This window comes from Clostridium sp. Marseille-QA1073 (assembly GCF_054863625.1).
This window is the reverse complement of record NZ_JBSVQM010000003.1, coordinates 144,157-161,262: the sequence shown is the minus strand read 5'-3', so window position 1 is coordinate 161,262 and position 17,106 is coordinate 144,157. Positions and strand designations below refer to the sequence as shown.

The 17,106-nt window shown below is 29.4% G+C and carries 16 protein-coding genes; all 16 read left to right on the top strand.

Features of this window, described 5'->3' with window-relative positions:
- The first annotated feature begins 139 nt into the window (after nt 1-139).
- The 16 genes from rimP to ACY1IQ_RS03925 all read left to right on the top strand — a co-directional run bounded on the left by rimP (nt 140) and on the right by ACY1IQ_RS03925 (nt 17,083).
- Nucleotides 140-601: a ribosome maturation factor RimP gene (gene rimP / locus ACY1IQ_RS04000; RefSeq protein WP_461612748.1), complete on the top strand. Its 462-nt coding sequence runs from the start codon at nt 140-142 to the stop codon at nt 599-601.
- Between the two features lie 12 nt (nt 602-613).
- Nucleotides 614-1,717 (top strand): transcription termination factor NusA, encoded by a 1,104-nt coding sequence (nusA, locus tag ACY1IQ_RS03995; protein ID WP_461612747.1) that lies wholly within the window; start codon nt 614-616, stop codon nt 1,715-1,717.
- 9 nt (nt 1,718-1,726) lie between these two features.
- Entirely contained in the window at nt 1,727-1,996 is a 270-nt protein-coding gene (gene rnpM / locus ACY1IQ_RS03990; RefSeq protein WP_461612746.1) for an RNase P modulator RnpM, read from the top strand.
- The gene (locus ACY1IQ_RS03985) at nt 1,986-2,285 is read left to right on the top strand and encodes a ribosomal L7Ae/L30e/S12e/Gadd45 family protein (protein WP_461612745.1); all 300 of its coding nucleotides are present in this window, start codon (nt 1,986-1,988) and stop codon (nt 2,283-2,285) included. The genes rnpM and ACY1IQ_RS03985 overlap by 11 nt, the downstream gene beginning before the upstream one ends.
- A gap of 32 nt (nt 2,286-2,317) precedes the next feature.
- Nucleotides 2,318-4,381, top strand: coding sequence for a translation initiation factor IF-2 (gene infB, locus ACY1IQ_RS03980; protein ID WP_461612744.1), 2,064 nt, complete (start codon nt 2,318-2,320; stop codon nt 4,379-4,381).
- 18 nt (nt 4,382-4,399) lie between these two features.
- On the top strand, nt 4,400-4,765 hold the full coding sequence (gene rbfA, locus ACY1IQ_RS03975) for a 30S ribosome-binding factor RbfA (RefSeq protein WP_461612743.1): 366 nt from the start codon (nt 4,400-4,402) through the stop codon (nt 4,763-4,765).
- Complete coding sequence (locus ACY1IQ_RS03970; RefSeq protein ID WP_461612742.1) at nt 4,752-5,711, top strand: DHH family phosphoesterase; 960 nt, start codon at nt 4,752-4,754, stop codon at nt 5,709-5,711. Before rbfA ends, ACY1IQ_RS03970 begins: the two co-directional genes overlap by 14 nt.
- 44 nt (nt 5,712-5,755) lie before the next feature.
- A complete protein-coding gene (gene truB, locus ACY1IQ_RS03965) occupies nt 5,756-6,625 on the top strand; it encodes a tRNA pseudouridine(55) synthase TruB (protein ID WP_461612849.1) in 870 nt (289 codons plus the stop codon).
- An 11-nt stretch (nt 6,626-6,636) separates the two neighbouring features.
- Complete coding sequence (locus ACY1IQ_RS03960; protein WP_461612741.1) at nt 6,637-7,596, top strand: bifunctional riboflavin kinase/FAD synthetase; 960 nt, start codon at nt 6,637-6,639, stop codon at nt 7,594-7,596.
- 302 nt (nt 7,597-7,898) lie between these two features.
- Nucleotides 7,899-8,162, top strand: coding sequence for a 30S ribosomal protein S15 (gene rpsO, locus ACY1IQ_RS03955; protein WP_039631981.1), 264 nt, complete (start codon nt 7,899-7,901; stop codon nt 8,160-8,162).
- A gap of 105 nt (nt 8,163-8,267) precedes the next feature.
- Nucleotides 8,268-10,376 (top strand): polyribonucleotide nucleotidyltransferase, encoded by a 2,109-nt coding sequence (locus ACY1IQ_RS03950; RefSeq protein ID WP_461612740.1) that lies wholly within the window; start codon nt 8,268-8,270, stop codon nt 10,374-10,376.
- A 665-nt stretch (nt 10,377-11,041) separates the two neighbouring features.
- Nucleotides 11,042-12,316, top strand: a complete 1,275-nt coding sequence (locus tag ACY1IQ_RS03945) for a M16 family metallopeptidase (RefSeq protein ID WP_461612739.1) — start codon at nt 11,042-11,044, stop codon at nt 12,314-12,316.
- A gap of 93 nt (nt 12,317-12,409) precedes the next feature.
- Nucleotides 12,410-12,685, top strand: a complete 276-nt coding sequence (locus ACY1IQ_RS03940) for a YlmC/YmxH family sporulation protein (protein ID WP_461612738.1) — start codon at nt 12,410-12,412, stop codon at nt 12,683-12,685.
- Between the two features lie 14 nt (nt 12,686-12,699).
- The gene (dapG, locus tag ACY1IQ_RS03935) at nt 12,700-13,887 is read left to right on the top strand and encodes an aspartate kinase (protein ID WP_461612737.1); all 1,188 of its coding nucleotides are present in this window, start codon (nt 12,700-12,702) and stop codon (nt 13,885-13,887) included.
- Nucleotides 13,888-13,950: 63 nt separating this feature from the next.
- A complete protein-coding gene (locus ACY1IQ_RS03930) occupies nt 13,951-14,670 on the top strand; it encodes a ClpP family protease (RefSeq protein WP_461612736.1) in 720 nt (239 codons plus the stop codon).
- A gap of 85 nt (nt 14,671-14,755) precedes the next feature.
- The gene (locus ACY1IQ_RS03925) at nt 14,756-17,083 is read left to right on the top strand and encodes an FtsK/SpoIIIE family DNA translocase (protein WP_461612735.1); all 2,328 of its coding nucleotides are present in this window, start codon (nt 14,756-14,758) and stop codon (nt 17,081-17,083) included.
- The last annotated feature ends 23 nt before the right edge of the window (nt 17,084-17,106 follow it).

Below are 17,106 nucleotides of genomic sequence, written 5' to 3'. Positions count from 1 at the left end.
GTGAGTTATGACAAATTTAGTTGGAGAGAGTAGGTTTTGCCTACTCTCTATTTATTAAAAACGCAACATCTATTCGTTGCGTTTTATTATATATTTTTAGATTTAAACTAAACAAAAATTAAATAAGGAGGTAGTAGTTATGCAAAATGGCCCATTAGTTGAAAGACTTACATCTCTTGCAAAGCCTATAGTAGAGAAAAATAATTGTGAGCTTTATTATTTAGAGTATGTAAGAGAAGCAGGGGAATATATTTTTAGAGTTTATATAGATAACGAAAAAGGAATTTCTCTTTCTGATTGCGAGAAAGTAAGCAGAGAAATTAGTGACATATTAGATATTGAAGATCCAATTTCAGATGAATACAATTTAGAAGTTTCTTCTCCAGGAGTATTTAGAACATTATTTACAGAAGCTCATTTTGAGAAGTATTTAAATCAAGATGTAAAAGTTATTTTGAACAGTTTATTAAATGGAAAGAAAAAATATGAAGGAAATTTAAAAGACTTTGATACTTTAAATTTAGTGATTGAAATTGATAATGCTCCAGTAACGATTCCAAGAGACAAAGTATCAGTAGTGAATTTAAATCCGACGTTATAGGAGGATAATGAGATGAATGAAGAATTTATAGACGCACTTAAAGAGATAGTAAGAGAAAAAGGAATAAGTGAAGATGTATTATTTAGCACAATTGAAGATGCATTAGTTGCTGCATACAAAAAGAACTATGCTAATTCTCCAAATAGCGGTCAAAATGTAAAGGTTACAATGAATAGAGATTCTGGTGAAATTCATGTTTACGCACAAAAGGAAGTTGTAGATGAGATTTACGATGAAAGTTGTGAAATTCTATTAGAAGAAGCTAAAGAAATAAGCCCAAGATATACAATAGGAGATATAGCAGAAATAGAGGTTACTCCAAGACAGTTTGGTAGAGTAGCAGCGCAATCTGCAAAGCAAGTTGTTATACAGAGAATCAAGGAAGCAGAACGAAATATCATATACAATGAATTTATAGCAAAGGAATATGATATAATTACAGGAACAGTAATAAGAAAAGATAGAGGAAATGTATTTATTAATTTAGGCAAAATAGAAGCAGTACTTGGACCTAATGAACAAATGCCTGGAGAAGAGTATGTTTTCAATGAAAAGCTTAGTTTATATATAGTTGAAGTTAGAAATACTACAAAGGGTGCTCAAGTAGTAGTTTCAAGAACTCATCCAGGTTTAGTTAAGAGATTATTTGAAAGAGAAGTGCCAGAGATATATAGTGGTATTGTAGAGATTAAAAGTATATCAAGAGAAGCAGGTTCAAGAACAAAGATAGCTGTACATTCAAAAGATGAAAATGTTGATGCAATGGGTGCTTGTGTTGGTCCTAAAGGAATAAGAGTACAAAGCATTGTAAATGAACTTAAAAATGAAAAAATTGATATTATAAAATACAGCAAGCTTCCTGAAGAATATATTGCTAATTCATTAAGCCCAGCTAAAATTTTAGAAGTTAAAGTAGATGAAGAAAATAAAAGTGCTAAAGTTGTAGTTGATGATAACCAGTTATCACTTGCTATAGGTAAAGAAGGCCAAAACGTAAGATTAGCAGCAAGATTAACTGGATGGAAAATTGATATAAAAAGCAAATCTCAAGCTTACACAGCTTTAGATGTTATTGACGTTAATGAAGAAACTGAGATAAATGAAATTCTAGAGTAGGTGATATCTATGAAGGTGAAAAAAATACCACAAAGAATGTGCACTGGCTGTATGGAGATGAAGCCTAAAAAAGAGCTTATAAGAGTAGTTAGAAATAAAGAAGGAGAGATCTCTATTGATACTACTGGGAAAAAGCCAGGACGAGGAGCATATATTTGTAAAAATATAGAATGCTTAGAAAAGTCCGTAAAAGCAAAAAGGTTAGAGAGAAATCTTGAAGGTAAAATCAGTGATGATATATTTGAAAGATTAAAGGAAGAGATGGGATATGACCAATAAGTTTTATCAATTTTTAGGACTTACTAAAAAGTCAGGGAATTTGATAGAGGGATATAATAAATGTGAAGAGGCGATAAAAAAACAAAAGGTTTATCTTGTAATATTATCACTAGAGTGTTCAGAAAATACTAAGGATAAATTTAAAAGATACTGTAGTGATAGAGAGATTCCTTTATTGGAGAATGTGCCTAAATTTCAATTAGGTATTTCCTTAGGACGAGAAGAAATAAATGTATTATGTGTAAAAGATAAAAATATGAGTGAAAAACTTATTGATTTATGGCAATAGCATAATAACATACAAATTCGGAGGTGAAAGCTTTGGCGAAAGTAAGAATATACGAATTAGCTAAAGAGTTAGAAGTTTTAAGTAAAGATTTAATCACAGTGCTTTTCGAAGAGTTTGGTATAGAGGCTAAGAATCATATGAGTGTGATAGATGAGGAAGATGCTGAGCTTATTAAAGAATTATTTGCAGATCAAAAAGCAAATACAAATGAAACAATAGAGCATTATGAAAATATCGAAAATGAGAATGTAAATAAGTTAAATAAGAAAAAAAATAAAAACAAGATGAGAAATAGGGATGAAGAAGATTTAGATTCAGAATCAACACCAGACGAAGTTATAGAGATGGAAAAAACTATAATTGTTAAAGATTTAGCAGAAAAGCTTAAAAAATCACCTGTAGAAGTTATTAAACAATTAATTTTCTTAGGTGTTATGGCTAATATGAATCAAGAAATAGACTTTAACATTGCTGAAAAAGTTGTTGAAAAGTTTGGTTCAATGGCAGTATTAAAAGAAGAAGAAGCAGGAAAACTTGGTGAAGAAGTAGATATAGATGATAACTTTGAGGAAGAAAAAGATGGAGAAAAAAGACCACCTGTAGTTACTGTTATGGGACACGTTGACCATGGTAAGACTTCATTATTAGATGCTATTAAAAAATCTAAAGTTACTGCTACAGAAGCAGGTGGAATTACTCAACATATAGGAGCTTATACTGTTGATGTAAATGATGAAAAGATTACTTTTCTTGATACACCGGGACACGAAGCTTTTACTGCAATGAGAGCTAGAGGAGCACAAATTACTGATGTTGTTATATTAGTTGTTGCAGCAGATGATGGAATAATGCCACAAACTGCTGAAGCTATTAACCACTGTAAAGCAGCTAATGTGCCAATGATAGTTGCTATAAATAAAATGGATAAACCATCAGCAAATCCAGACAAAGTTAAACAAGAGTTAACTGAGCATGGATTAATTGCTGAAGATTGGGGCGGAGATACAATATGTGTTCCAGTATCTGCTCATACAAGAGAAGGTATTGATACATTACTGGAAATGGTAGTAATAACTTCAGAAATGTTAGAGCTAACTGCTAATAAAGAAAGAAGGGCTAAAGGAACAGTTATAGAAGCTAAACTTGATAAAGGTAGAGGACCGGTAGCTTCATTACTTGTTCAAAATGGAACATTAAGTGTTGGAGATTCAATAATCGTAGGAACAACTTATGGAAGAATAAGAGCTATGATAGATGATAAAGGTAATAAAATAAAATCTGCTGGACCATCAATACCAGTAGAAGTTTTAGGACTATCTGAGGTTCCAGCAGCTGGAGACAGATTTAATGTTGTTAAAGATGAGAAAACAGCTAGAAACATGGCAGATAAGAGAAAAGAAAAAATAAGACAAGAAAACTTTACAGCATCTAACAAAGTTTCTATGGAAAACTTATATAGCCAGATTCAAGAGGGAAAAGTTAAAGAGCTTAGCGTCATAGTAAAAGCAGACGTACAAGGCTCTGTAGAAGCTATAAGACAATCACTAGAAAAACTTTCAACAGATAATGTTAAAGTTAGGGTAATCCATGGTGGTGTTGGAGCTATAACTGAAACAGATGTTACGCTAGCATCAGCTTCTAATGCAATTATAATAGGATTTAATGTAAGACCAGATGGAAATGCTATAGCTGCTGGAGAAAAAGAAAGCGTTGAAATTAAAACTTATAGAATAATATATGACGCTATTGAAGATATTAAATCTGCAATGGTGGGAATGCTTGATCCAGAGTATAAAGAAGTTATACAAGGAAGAGTAGAAGTAAGAGCGGTTTATAAAATTTCTAATGTAGGTACAATTGCAGGATGCTATGTTCTAAATGGAAAGATTACTAGACATTCAAGTGTAAGAATTTTAAGAGAAGGTATAGTTATATTTGAATCAACATTAGCATCATTAAAGAGATTTAAAGATGATGTTAAAGAGGCTGCAGCTGGTTTTGAATGTGGTTTAAGTATAGAGAAATTCAATGACATAAAAGAAGGAGATATCCTTGAAGCTTATACTATGGAGGAAATCAAACCTAAACAAATATAAACATAAGGAGTGAGTTACGTGACAAAGTATAGAAGCGGTAGAATTAACGAGGAAATAAAAAGAGACGTAAGTAACACAATACAAAATAAAATAAAAGACCCTAGATTAACTGCAATGATAAGCGTAACTGATGTAGATGTAAGCAAAGATTTAAGCTATGCAAAGATATATGTAAGTATTTTTGGTAGTGAAAAAGAAAAAGAAGATAGTTATTCAGCTCTTAAAAGTTCTGTAGGATTTATAAGAAAAGAAATAGCTAAAAATGTTAAAATAAGACATATACCTGAAGTTATTATAGAGTTAGATAATACCCTTGATAGAGCACAACACTTAGATTCATTACTTGAGCAAATAAAGGAGCAAAATAGCAATGACAATAAATAATGTTATTGAGAAAATTAAAGAAAGTAAAAAAATTGCTATTACCTTTCACACTTCTCCAGATGGTGATTCTCTAGGAAGTAGTACAGCACTTACTTTAGCACTTAGGAGTATAGGAAAAGACTGTACTATTCTTTGTAAGGAAGCTATTCCTGAAACATTTACTTATTTACCTTGTTCAGAAGAGATAACTGGTGAAAATTATAATGTAGAACAAGATACAGACTTAGTCATTGTATTAGATTGTGGAGATTTTAAAAGAATTAATGCAGAAATTCTTTTAAAAGATAGGGATTATACGTTAATTAATGTGGATCATCATATGTCAAATGAATTATATGGAGATGTAAACTATGTAAATACTAATGCGGCAGCGGTAGGAGAAATTGTATATGAAATATTAAAGCTACTAGATATAAACCTAACTAAGGAAATAGGAGTAGCATTATATACTTCATTATTAACCGACACTGGCTCCTTTAGACATTCTAATACTACTAGTGATACTCATAACATTGCAGGGGATATAATAAATACAGGTATTGATTTTAGTGAGATTCATAGAATTATTTTTGATAATAAAAGTTTTAATAAAGTTAAGCTTTATGGAAAAGTTATAGAAACTATGACTTTAGAATGTAATAAAAAAGTTGTATTTATGGAACTTACTAATAAAATATTAGAGGAACTGGATCTAGATGGCTCAGATACATCTGACTTAATAGCATTTGGAAGTAAAGTTGAAGGTGCAGAAGTAACAGTACTGATTAAGGAATCGGAAGATGGTGTTAAAGTTAGCTTACGTTCAAAAAATAAGGTTGATGTAAGAAAAGTTGCAGAGGACTTTAATGGTGGTGGACATATTAGAGCAGCAGGCTTTGTGGCAGAAAGTAATATACAAACTATAAAAGAGAAGTTAATAACTATATTAGAAAAAGAGTTGATATAATGAACTTAGATAGAGAAAATAAAGATATTTCTAATAAAAAAAATATTTTTGGTATATTAAATATTTATAAGCCAACAAAAATCACTTCTTTTGATGTAGTTAGAATTATAAGAAAGCTTACCAATGAAAAAAAAGTTGGTCATTGTGGAACTTTAGATCCTGAAGCTTGTGGGGTTTTACCTATTTGTATAGGTAAAGCCACTAAAGCTATTGATTACATTATGGAAAATAATAAGGTTTATGTTGCAGAATTAAAGCTAGGAGAAGTAACAGATACTTATGATATTGAGGGAAAAGTAATAAGAAAGTGTGATGTGAATGTTACGGCAGAAGAAGTAATGGAAGCTGTATATTCTTTTAAAGGAGACATAAAACAAGTTCCACCAATGTATTCAGCACTTAAAGTAAATGGTAAAAAGCTTTATGAACTTGCAAGAGAAGGTATAGAAATTGAAAGAGAAGCTAGAAGTGTAACTATACATGATATAAAGGTTTTAGAAATTAATCTTCCTTATGTAAAGATGGAAGTAAACTGCTCTAAAGGTACTTATATTAGAAGTTTATGTTATGACATAGGAGAAAAATTAGGCTGTGGTGCTATGATGAGTGCATTAGAACGAACAGCTACAGGTAAATTTACTAAAGAAAATAGTATAAATATAGAATCTTTAAATAAGGAAAATATATATGATTATATTATTCCTATAGAAAATGCTTTTTTAAACTATCCTAAGGTAGTAGCTAATATTAAATTTAAAACTCTTCTTCTTAATGGTGTCATATTAAAGGATAAAAGCTTTACATCAAAGATAGAGAAAGATGAAATTTACAGAGTTTATGATGAAGAAAACAACTTAGTTGGAATAGGTAGAAAAAATGATGTAGGTTTTAAATTGATAAAGGTTTTAATCTAGAGGATATAAGTATGAAGATAATAAAGGATAATTTTAATGAGAAGTTAGATTTCCCTACCTTTATAGTTTTAGGTAGTTTTGATGGAATTCATCTTGGCCATAAGTCTCTTATAAAAAAATCAATAGAGATGGCCAAGAAGTATAATAGAAATAAAGAAGAGAATTTAAATTTTGTTAATGCTAGAACAATGGTATGTACCTTTGAGAATCATCCTTTAACAGTTATAAATGAAGATGTTGCACCTAAGCTTATAATGGATAATGATCATAAAATTGAGGTTTTAGAAAAGCTAGGAGTAGATGTGATAAATTTTATTACCTTTGATGATAATTTTATGAGAATAAGTCCAGAAGACTTTATCAAAAACTTAGTAAATTGCTATAATGCAGTAGGTGTAATTGTAGGTTTTAACTATAGATTTGGATATAAGAATTTAGGAGATGTTGAACTTTTAAAGAAGTACAGTGAAATTTTAGGATTTAAACTTTATGTAGCTAAGCCTGTTAAATTAAAAGATGAAATAATAAGTAGTTCTAAAATAAGAAACTATATACAAGAGGGAGAAATTGAAAAGGCAAATGTAATGCTAGGAAGGCCTTTTATGTTAAGTGGGCAGATTATTAAAGGTAGACAGATAGGACGAACTATAGGATTTCCCACTATAAATTTAGATTATGATAAAAAATTTGTACTTCCTCAAGGTGGAGTTTATTATAGTTTGGTTAAATATAAAGATAGGCTTTATAAAGCTATGACTAATGTAGGATATAATCCTACAGTAAAAGGAAAAAAGCTTTGTGTTGAAACAAATATATTAGATTTTCATGAAGATATATATGGAGAATCTGTAGAAATATTCTTTTTACATAAAATTAGAGAAGAAAAAAGTTTTAATTCTTTAGAAGAATTAATAGCTCAATTGAATAAAGATAAGAAATTTGTTAAAAATCAAAATATGTTAGATATATAGGCAATTAATATAAAATTTATTTAAAAAACTTCAAAGGCTTTAGCGTTAAAGTTCTAATCATAATTCTTCATTTTTTATCCATAAAGAAGAATTTTTACTATGGAATTAAAAATATTCTACAAATTAAATTTATATTAAGAAGTCCTATATATAAACTAGTTAATTTTAAAAGAAAGTTATAATAAATAATTTACAAAAAGAAAATTATTTGCTATAATTGGTCTGAACCTTATGCTAAGTTTACTGAATTGCCAACGGTATACTTGGGACAAGGGGATATTACAATCGGAGGTGTTTTTAACATGGATAAGGCTAAAAAACAAGAAATAATGGTAAAATTCGCTAGAACTGAAGGAGATACAGGATCACCAGAAGTTCAAGTTGCTTTATTAACAGAGAGAATAAAAGAGTTAACTGAGCACTTAAAAGTTCACAAAAAAGATCACCATTCAAGAAGAGGTCTTTTAATGATGGTTGGACAAAGAAAAGGACTTTTAAATTACTTAAAGAAGCAAGATATCGAAAGATACCGTGCTTTAATAGCTGAGTTAGGAATAAGAAAATAGTTAGAGCGGCTAAGCCGCTCTATTATTTTAACTTATATTTTTTAGGTAAATATAACTAATTATATTTGACAATACTATTAATAATTATTGAAAGGAGGCAAAACTATGATTAATACATTAGAAACTACTGTAGCAGGAAGAACCATGAAAGTTGAATATGGTAAAGTTGGAATGCTTTCAAACTGTGCAATATTTATGAATTATGGAGATACAGTAGTACTTGTTAATGTAAACGCTTCAGAAGAACCAAGAGATGGAATAGACTTTTTCCCTCTAAGTGTTGAATATGAAGAAAGATTATATGCAGTAGGAAAAATTCCAGGAGGATTTATCAAAAGAGAAGGTAAGCCATCTGAGAAGGCAATATTAAATGGAAGAGCTATAGATAGACCTATAAGACCTCTATTTCCAAAGGGGTATAGAAATGATGTTCAAGTAGTTTGTACAGTAGTATCTGTTGAACAAGATAATCTTCCAGAAATATTAGCTATGAATGCTGCATCAATGGCATTATGTTTATCTAGCATACCATTTACTGATGCTGTAGGAACAGTATCTGTTGGTCTAGTAGATGAACAATTTATTATAAATCCAACAGTAGCTCAAAGAGAAAAAAGTACATTATCATTAACTGTCTGTGCAACTAAAGAAAGAATTATGATGATAGAAGCTGGTGGAGATGAAATTCCAGAAGAAACAATGATAGAAGCTATAAACTTTGGATTTGAAGAGTGTAAAAAAATAGTTGCATTCCAAGAAGAGGCTATGGCGAAGTTTGGAAAGGAAAAAGTAACTCCAGAGATACACAAAATTGATGAAAATTTAGAAGAAGACATAAGAAACTTTGCATATGATATGTTAAAAGATGCAATGTATACTACTGATAAAGATGAAAGAAATAATAAGGTTTCAGAAATTAAAGAAAAAATTAGTGAAGCTTTTGGAGAAAAATATGAAGATAAAATGTCTGATATATCAGAAACAGTTTATAATCTTCAAAAAGAAATAGTTAGGTATATGCTTCTTCATGACAAGAGAAGACCGGATGGAAGAGGTTTTGATGAAATAAGAAAAATTAGCTGTGAAACAGAATTACTTCCAAGAACACATGGTACAGGATTATTTACAAGAGGATTAACTCAGGTAATGACCGTTGCTACTCTAGGTGCACTTGGAGATGTTCAAATAATTGACGGCCTTGGAGAAGAAGAATTTAAAAGATATATGCATCATTATAATTTCCCAGCTTATAGTGTAGGAGAGGTTAAACCACTACGTGGACCAGGAAGAAGAGAAATAGGACATGGTGCTTTAGCAGAAAGAGCATTAGAACCATTAATTCCTTCAATTGAAGATTTTCCATATACTATAAGATTAGTATCTGAGGTATTAAGTTCAAATGGATCTACATCTCAGGCAAGTGTATGTGGTAGTACATTAGCATTATTAGATGCAGGGGTTCCAATAAAAAGACCAGCAGCAGGTATAGCTATGGGATTAATAACTAGTGAAGATTTATCAGAAGAAGAAGTGTTAACAGATATTCAAGGTATTGAAGACTTCTTTGGAGATATGGACTTTAAAGTTGCAGGAACTGAAAAAGGTATAACTTCTATACAAGTAGATACAAAAATAAAAGGATTATCTGATTATTGTATAAGAACTTCTATAGAAAATGCTAGAAAAGCTAGATTATATATTTTAGATAAAATAAAAGAATGTATACCAGAAGCAAGACAAGAGTTATCACCATATGCACCAAGATTATATACAATAAATGTTAATCCAGATAAAATTAGAGATATCATAGGACCAGGTGGAAAAACTATAAAGAAAATTATAGCTGAAACTGGTGTTAAAATAGATACTAATGATGATGGTAAGGTTGTTATTATGTCTAATGACAGTGTTGGAGCAAATATGGCTTTAAAAATGATAAAAGAACTTACTAAAGAAGTTGAAGTAGGAGAAATTTATCTTGGTAAAGTAACTAAAATTGCTACTTTTGGAGCCTTTGTAGAATTATTACCTGGAAAAGAAGGTTTAGTTCATATATCTAAACTAGATACTGCAAGAGTAAACAAGGTAGAAGATATTGTTTCTGTAGGAGACGAGATATTAGTTAAGGTAACAGAGATAGATAATCAAGGAAGAGTTAATCTTTCAAGAAAAGATGCTATTAAAGAAACAGAAGAAGATAAAATTGATAAGTAATAACAAATAGAAGGGCATAATGCCTTTTTATTTTTTTAATTTGCTTATTTGTAAAGTTAAAAATAAATAATTAAGAATTGAGATAGAAATCTTTTTTCAACAATCTACACTCAAAAACTTTTATTTTAAGTTTTTATATAAATATTATATTTTTAAAGTGCTTTTTATATTTGGGTATTTTTTACTGTACTTTTTAATAAATAATTGATATTATACTAATATTTATACGAAAAATTGAAGAAAATATATAAATAGTACTATTATTTTAGAAATTTAATTTAGAACTAAAATAAATGTTACTTTTAGGTTTAAATTTAAACATATTCAATTTGCAATGAATAGTTCATAATATATAATTAAAGAAATAATTAATCATTTATAAATTAATTGACATAATAAAGCCTAAAAAATATAGGCATCTTAAAAAGAATAATTAGCCATTATGGTAGGTTATTTTGTGTTATATTGCGTCTACGTTTAACTGAACATAATTATGATAACTATATGCAAAACCATTTTTCTTGATTGGCACAAAATATTAGCTCCATCTTTGACTAGTTATTTTATTTTAAATGTTAAATCTATAATTAGGAGTAATTTTAATTGTGAATTTTACATTGTGAATTGGTATATTAAAGGAAATATCTTCAATAAGGAGAGATGAAATGTATAATTTGTTTACTTTAAATAATGGATTAAAAGTGGTAGTAGAAAATATAGAGCATTTTAACTCTGTGTCAGTTGGATTATGGGTTGAAAATGGTTCTAGAAATGAGAATAGCATTAATAATGGAGTATCTCATTTTATAGAACATATGCTTTTTAAAGGTACTATTAATAGAGACTCTAAACAAATAGCAGAGGATATTGAAAATGTAGGTGGTCAAATAAATGCATTTACAGGTAAAGAAGCTACTTGTTATTATATTAAAACTTTAGATACTCATTTAGAATTAGGACTTGAATTATTATCTGATATGCTTTTTAATAGTCTATTTAATGAAGAAGATATTGAAAAGGAGAAAGGTGTTATAATTGAAGAAATAAATATGAGTGAGGATAGTGCAGAAGATGTGTTGATGGACTTACATGCTGAGGCTGTTTGGGGAAATGATGGGCTTTCACTTCCTATACTAGGAACTGAGGATACAGTAAGATCTTTTAATAAGGAAATGATAGTTTCATATTTAAAATCTCATTACATACCAGAAAATTGTGTTATATCTATATGTGGAAAAATAGATATGAAAAACATAGAAAAAATTGTAGAGAAATATTTTGGAAACTGGCAATATGATGATAAAAATATAACTGTATACTCTACGCCGAAGATATTAAATAATAATTATTTTAGACGTAAAGATATAGAGCAACTTCATATAAATCTAGGAATGCCGGGACTAAGAATAGGTGACGATGATTTATATACATTAATACTATTATCTAATATATTAGGTGGAGGAGCTGCATCTATTCTCTTTCAAAAGATAAGAGAAGAATTAGGAATTTGTTATTCTATATATTTATATATGTCTTCTCATGTAAATAATGGTCTTGTAAATGTATATGCAGGATTAAATCCTAAGTATATTAAAGAGGCAATTGATGTTATACTTAATGAAGTTAATAAATTTTCAAAAGAGAATATCACTAATGAAAAACTTCAAAAAAGTAAAGAACAATTAAAAGGAAATTATATTTTAGGACTTGAAAGTACTAGCAGTAGAATGTTTAGTAATGGGAAATCTGTGTTATTTTTAAATAAAATAAACACTCCAAGTGATGTAATTAAGAAAATAGATAAAATTGATATGGGCAGTGTAGAAAGAGTTAAGGAGCTTACTTTTAGAAAAGGCATACAAAGTAGTGCTTTTGTAGGTAAAGACATAAGGCTTTTAAAAGAAATTTATAAAGATAATCTAATTGAGATAAAAAAATAATAGATTTAGTTTTAAGTAAATACTTTTTTCTTGCATAACTTCAGCTTAATTCTCATAATTATTTCTATGGGAATTATAATAAGAGGTGATATTATGGAAGATAATATTAAGTATTTAAGCGAAATGGAAAGATACGAGATTATAAATATTAATGATGGCGATAAATACAATTTTTTAGGCAATAATGATATTGTAATAGATGAACGTGGTGTATTAAAATTATTAATATTAAACGATAATAAAGCTACTTTTAGTTTTTTTAAAAGTAGTGAACTCATTGAAGTACCTTGGGAGTATGTAAAGAAAATTGGCTCTCGAACTATTATAATAGACGTAGATAATGAGGTGCTAAAAAAATCTCGTATTTAAATGGGGGAGAAGTAATGAAGATACTTATACAAAAATTCGGAGGAACCTCTGTTTCAAGTGAAAGAAATAGAAAGTTAGTAGCAAAGAAAATAATTAGTGCCGTAGAACAAGGATATAAGACAGTTGTTGTGGTATCTGCCATGGGAAGAAAAGGAGACCCTTATGCTACAGATACATTACTTGGTTTATTAAGCGAAAGTTTTAAAAAAAATAACTTATTAGCTACGGATTTGATGGTAGGGTGTGGAGAAATTATAAGCACTGCTGTAGTATCAAATGAGTTATATAATAATAATCTTAATGCTATACCACTAACAGGAGGACTTGCAGGAATTAAAACAGATAATAATTATGGAAATGCTACAATAATGGATGTAGATACTGAGAGATTGCTAAAACTTTTAAATGAGGATAAAATACCAGTAGTAGCAGGCTTTCAAGGAATCTGTGAAGATGGGTATTTAACTACTCTTGGAAGAGGGGGAAGCGATGTTACTGCTGCTATCTTAGGAGCAGCACTAAAAGCAGAAGAAATTCACATTTATACAGATGTAGATGGAATAATGACTGCTGACCCTAGAATAGTATCTCATGCTACTTTGATTAAAGCTATAAGTTATGATGAAGTATGTCAATTTGCATATCAAGGGGCTAAAGTTATTCATCCTAGAGCTGTTGAAATATCTAAAAAATATAATATACCATTAGTTATTAAAAATACTCTTAGCGACTGTGATGGAACCTTTATTACTAATCATATAGAAGATGATTCACAAAGTATTATTACTGGAATTACTCATGTAAAAGATAGAGTACAAATTACCGTTGCAGATAATAATAGTAATAGCTATGTTGAATTGTTTGACATAATAGCAGAAAAAGGTATAAGTATTGATCTTATCAATGTTTTTCCTAAACAAAAAATATTTACTATAGCATTAAGTGATTTAGATAAATTTAAAGAAATTACAAATGAAATAAATCTACAATGCTCATATATTGAAAATTGTAGTAAAATTGCTATTATAGGTTCTAAGATGAGAGGTATGCCAGGAGTTATGGCTAGAATTTTAAAAACATTGACAAAGGAAAAAATAGAAGTACTACAAACAGCGGATTCTCATATGACTATATGGTGTTTAGTAGAAGCTCCATATACAGAATTGGCTATTAATGTGCTTCATAAAGAGTTTAATTTATAATAATTAAGTATATGATTTCCTCTAAATGTACAAAATAGAAATGTATATTTAGGAGGAATGATTATGACAGATAAAAATACTGAAAAGAAAATAAAAAGTGAAGAGATAACTAAAAATGAAGAAGAATCAAAACCTAATGAAGGAGTTCAAAATATTAAGGAGTTAGGAGTACTTAATGTGGCTAGTGGCGATGATAGTATACAAATACTACCTATAATAGGGCAAATAGAGGGTCATAGTATGGCATCACCTCAAACAAAAGTAACTAAATATGAACATGTTATACCTCAATTAGTAGCAATGGAAAGAGATGAAAAAGTTAAGGGTATACTTGTAATATTAAATACTGTTGGAGGAGATGTAGAAGCAGGACTGGCAATTGCGGAAATGATAAATAGTTTATCGAAGCCAACGGTATCTTTAGTTATTGGCGGAGGGCATTCTATCGGAGTTCCGCTAGCAACTTCCTCAAGCTATTCATTTATTTCACCTAGTGCTACTATGATTGTTCACCCTATAAGAATGAATGGGTTAGTAATAGGGGTTCCTCAAACTTTTGACTATTTTAGAAAAATGCAAGAACGAATTATTGAATTTATAACAAGGACTTCTAAAATAGATGCAAATGAATTGAGAAATATGATGTCTGAAACTGACGAATTATTAAATGATATGGGAACTATATTAATAGGTAAGCAAGCAGTTGAATGCGGAATTATTGATGAAGTTGGAGGAATATCTCAAGCGTTGCACAAATTAAATGAACTTATTGATAAAAAATAGGTCGATTTTGACCTATTTTTTATTGGATTTATTTAAAAGGAAATATTATGATATTTGTAGAAATAGTTAATTTGGAGGTGATACGGTGGCTAAAAATAACGTTGATAAAGAAAAGAGTAAAAAATCTCAAAAAAGAAGTGGGGCCAAAGATAATGGAAAGACTGATAAGAGATATACTAATGAAAAAAGCCACTCGGAAGTTTCGGGAATTATACTTATAACTATAGGCATATTAATGTTACTTAGCTTAGGTTCTACTGTATTTTCAAATCAATCATCATTATCTGGTATGATAGGATTATTTATTTATAAATTATTTGTAGGATTAATAGGCTTAGGTGCATATGTAATGCCTGCCTTTTGTATATTTATAGGAGCTAGCTATATAATTAAAAGTGGTAATATTGCTTTTACTAAGAGATTTTATGGAATAGTTTTATTCATTATTAATAGTTTATTACTTATACAAATGGCTGTTTTATCTAATTATTATGTAAAAGATAATATTATGGCAGGAGTAGAAAAAATCTATAATTCTGGTAGCATATTTCATAGTGGAATTATAGGATATTTTTTATCAGTTCCACTATATAAGCTTTTTGGAAAACTAGGTAGTTACATAATTTTTATTGCAGTATATATAATATCTATAACTTTAATCAAGGACATAACTATTAAAGATATGATTTCAGAAATCATAAATAAGAAAGATAGTTCAAAGAAAAATAAGTTAAAAAATGACGGAAAAATACTTGTGAATGAAGAGTTAAAAGAAAACATCATTGAAGAAAGTTCCATATCAAAAGTTGATACAAACCATAAAATAAAAATTATAGATTTCTTAAAATCTACAGAGATAGATGATAATAGTAAAAGTGAAAAAAATTCTATACAAAATAATATTAAAGAAGAAAAATCTTCTATTAATGATAAAGCTTTTACTAATGAATTAGAGGAAGAAATTAATATTAATACTTTAAATAGTACTAAAAACTTTGAATATAAATTTCCTGATGTGGATTTACTTTATAAAAATGAACATAATCAACTTAAAAAAGGAGATAAAAAGGATTTATTAAATAGCGCAAGTAAGTTACAAGAAACTCTTTTAAGCTTTGGAGTAGAGGCAAAGGTTATACAAGTTACAAAAGGTCCATCTGTAACTAGATTTGAACTTCAACCTAGTGCTGGAGTGAAAGTAAGTAAAATTGTTAATTTATCTGATGATATAGCTTTAAATTTAGCATCCTCAGGAGTTAGAATAGAAGCACCTATTCCGGGTAAAGCAGCAGTAGGAATAGAGGTACCTAATAGAGAATTAACACCAGTATATTTAAGAGAAGTTATTGAATCAGAAGAGTTTATAAGTTCTAATAAAAATTTAGCCTTTTGCCTAGGTAAGGATATAGGTGGACATTCTATTGTTTCTGACTTAACAAAAATGCCTCATATGCTAGTAGCAGGGGCAACAGGATCAGGTAAAAGTGTGTGTATAAATACCTTACTCATGAGTTTACTATATAAGTATTCTCCAGATGAGGTTAAATTATTACTTATAGATCCTAAAGTTGTTGAGCTTAATATTTACAATGGAATACCACATTTATTAATCCCTGTAGTAACCGATCCTAAAAAAGCAGCTAGTGCATTAAGTTGGGCGGTAAATGAGATGACTAGAAGATATAAGATATTTGCAGATAATAACGTAAGAAATATTGAAGGTTATAATGAAATGGCAAACAAGGGTATTCTTGAAGAAAAGTTACCTTGGATAGTAATTATAATTGATGAGCTCGCAGATCTTATGATGGTTTGCCCTAATGATGTCGAGGATTATATAGGAAGATTAGCACAGATGGCTAGAGCAGCAGGTATGCATTTAGTTATAGCTACTCAAAGACCATCTGTAGATGTAATTACTGGAGTTATTAAAGCAAATATACCTTCAAGAATTTCTTTTGCTGTATCAAGTCAAATAGACTCGAGAACTATACTTGATTCGTCAGGGGCAGAAAAATTACTTGGTAAAGGAGACATGCTATTTTATCCTGTAGGAGAAGCAAAGCCTGTTAGGATACAGGGAGCCTTTGTATCTGAGGAAGAAGTAGAGAGAGTGGTAACATTTATTAAAAATCAAGTAGAAGAACATCAATATGAAGATCACATTATTGAAGAAATAGAAGAAGGGGCTAGGCCTAAAAGTGATGATTGTGATGAGCTTTTAAATGAGGCTATAAAAATAGTTATAGATACAGAACAGGCATCTACCTCTCTATTGCAGAGAAGATTAAAAATAGGATATAATAGAGCAGCGAGAATAATAGAACAGATGGAGGAAAGAGGTATTATTTCTGGAAGAAATGGAAGTAAGCCAAGACAAGTTCTTTTAAGTAAAGAAGAATATGAAGAGTGATAACCTTATACTATAAAGAAAAA

Excerpts from the sequence above, each read along its gene's own strand:
- rimP (WP_461612748.1), top strand. The coding sequence starts at position 140 with ATGCAAAATGGCCCATTAGTTGAAAGACTTACATCTCTTGCAAAGCCT.
- nusA (WP_461612747.1), top strand. The coding sequence starts at position 614 with ATGAATGAAGAATTTATAGACGCACTTAAAGAGATAGTAAGAGAAAAA.
- rnpM (WP_461612746.1), top strand. The coding sequence starts at position 1,727 with ATGAAGGTGAAAAAAATACCACAAAGAATGTGCACTGGCTGTATGGAG.
- ACY1IQ_RS03985 (WP_461612745.1), top strand. The coding sequence starts at position 1,986 with ATGACCAATAAGTTTTATCAATTTTTAGGACTTACTAAAAAGTCAGGG.
- ACY1IQ_RS03970 (WP_461612742.1), top strand. The coding sequence starts at position 4,752 with ATGACAATAAATAATGTTATTGAGAAAATTAAAGAAAGTAAAAAAATT.
- ACY1IQ_RS03960 (WP_461612741.1), top strand. The coding sequence starts at position 6,637 with ATGAAGATAATAAAGGATAATTTTAATGAGAAGTTAGATTTCCCTACC.
- rpsO (WP_039631981.1), top strand. The coding sequence starts at position 7,899 with ATGGATAAGGCTAAAAAACAAGAAATAATGGTAAAATTCGCTAGAACT.
- ACY1IQ_RS03950 (WP_461612740.1), top strand. The coding sequence starts at position 8,268 with ATGATTAATACATTAGAAACTACTGTAGCAGGAAGAACCATGAAAGTT.
- ACY1IQ_RS03945 (WP_461612739.1), top strand. The coding sequence starts at position 11,042 with ATGTATAATTTGTTTACTTTAAATAATGGATTAAAAGTGGTAGTAGAA.
- ACY1IQ_RS03940 (WP_461612738.1), top strand. The coding sequence starts at position 12,410 with ATGGAAGATAATATTAAGTATTTAAGCGAAATGGAAAGATACGAGATT.
- dapG (WP_461612737.1), top strand. The coding sequence starts at position 12,700 with ATGAAGATACTTATACAAAAATTCGGAGGAACCTCTGTTTCAAGTGAA.
- ACY1IQ_RS03930 (WP_461612736.1), top strand. The coding sequence starts at position 13,951 with ATGACAGATAAAAATACTGAAAAGAAAATAAAAAGTGAAGAGATAACT.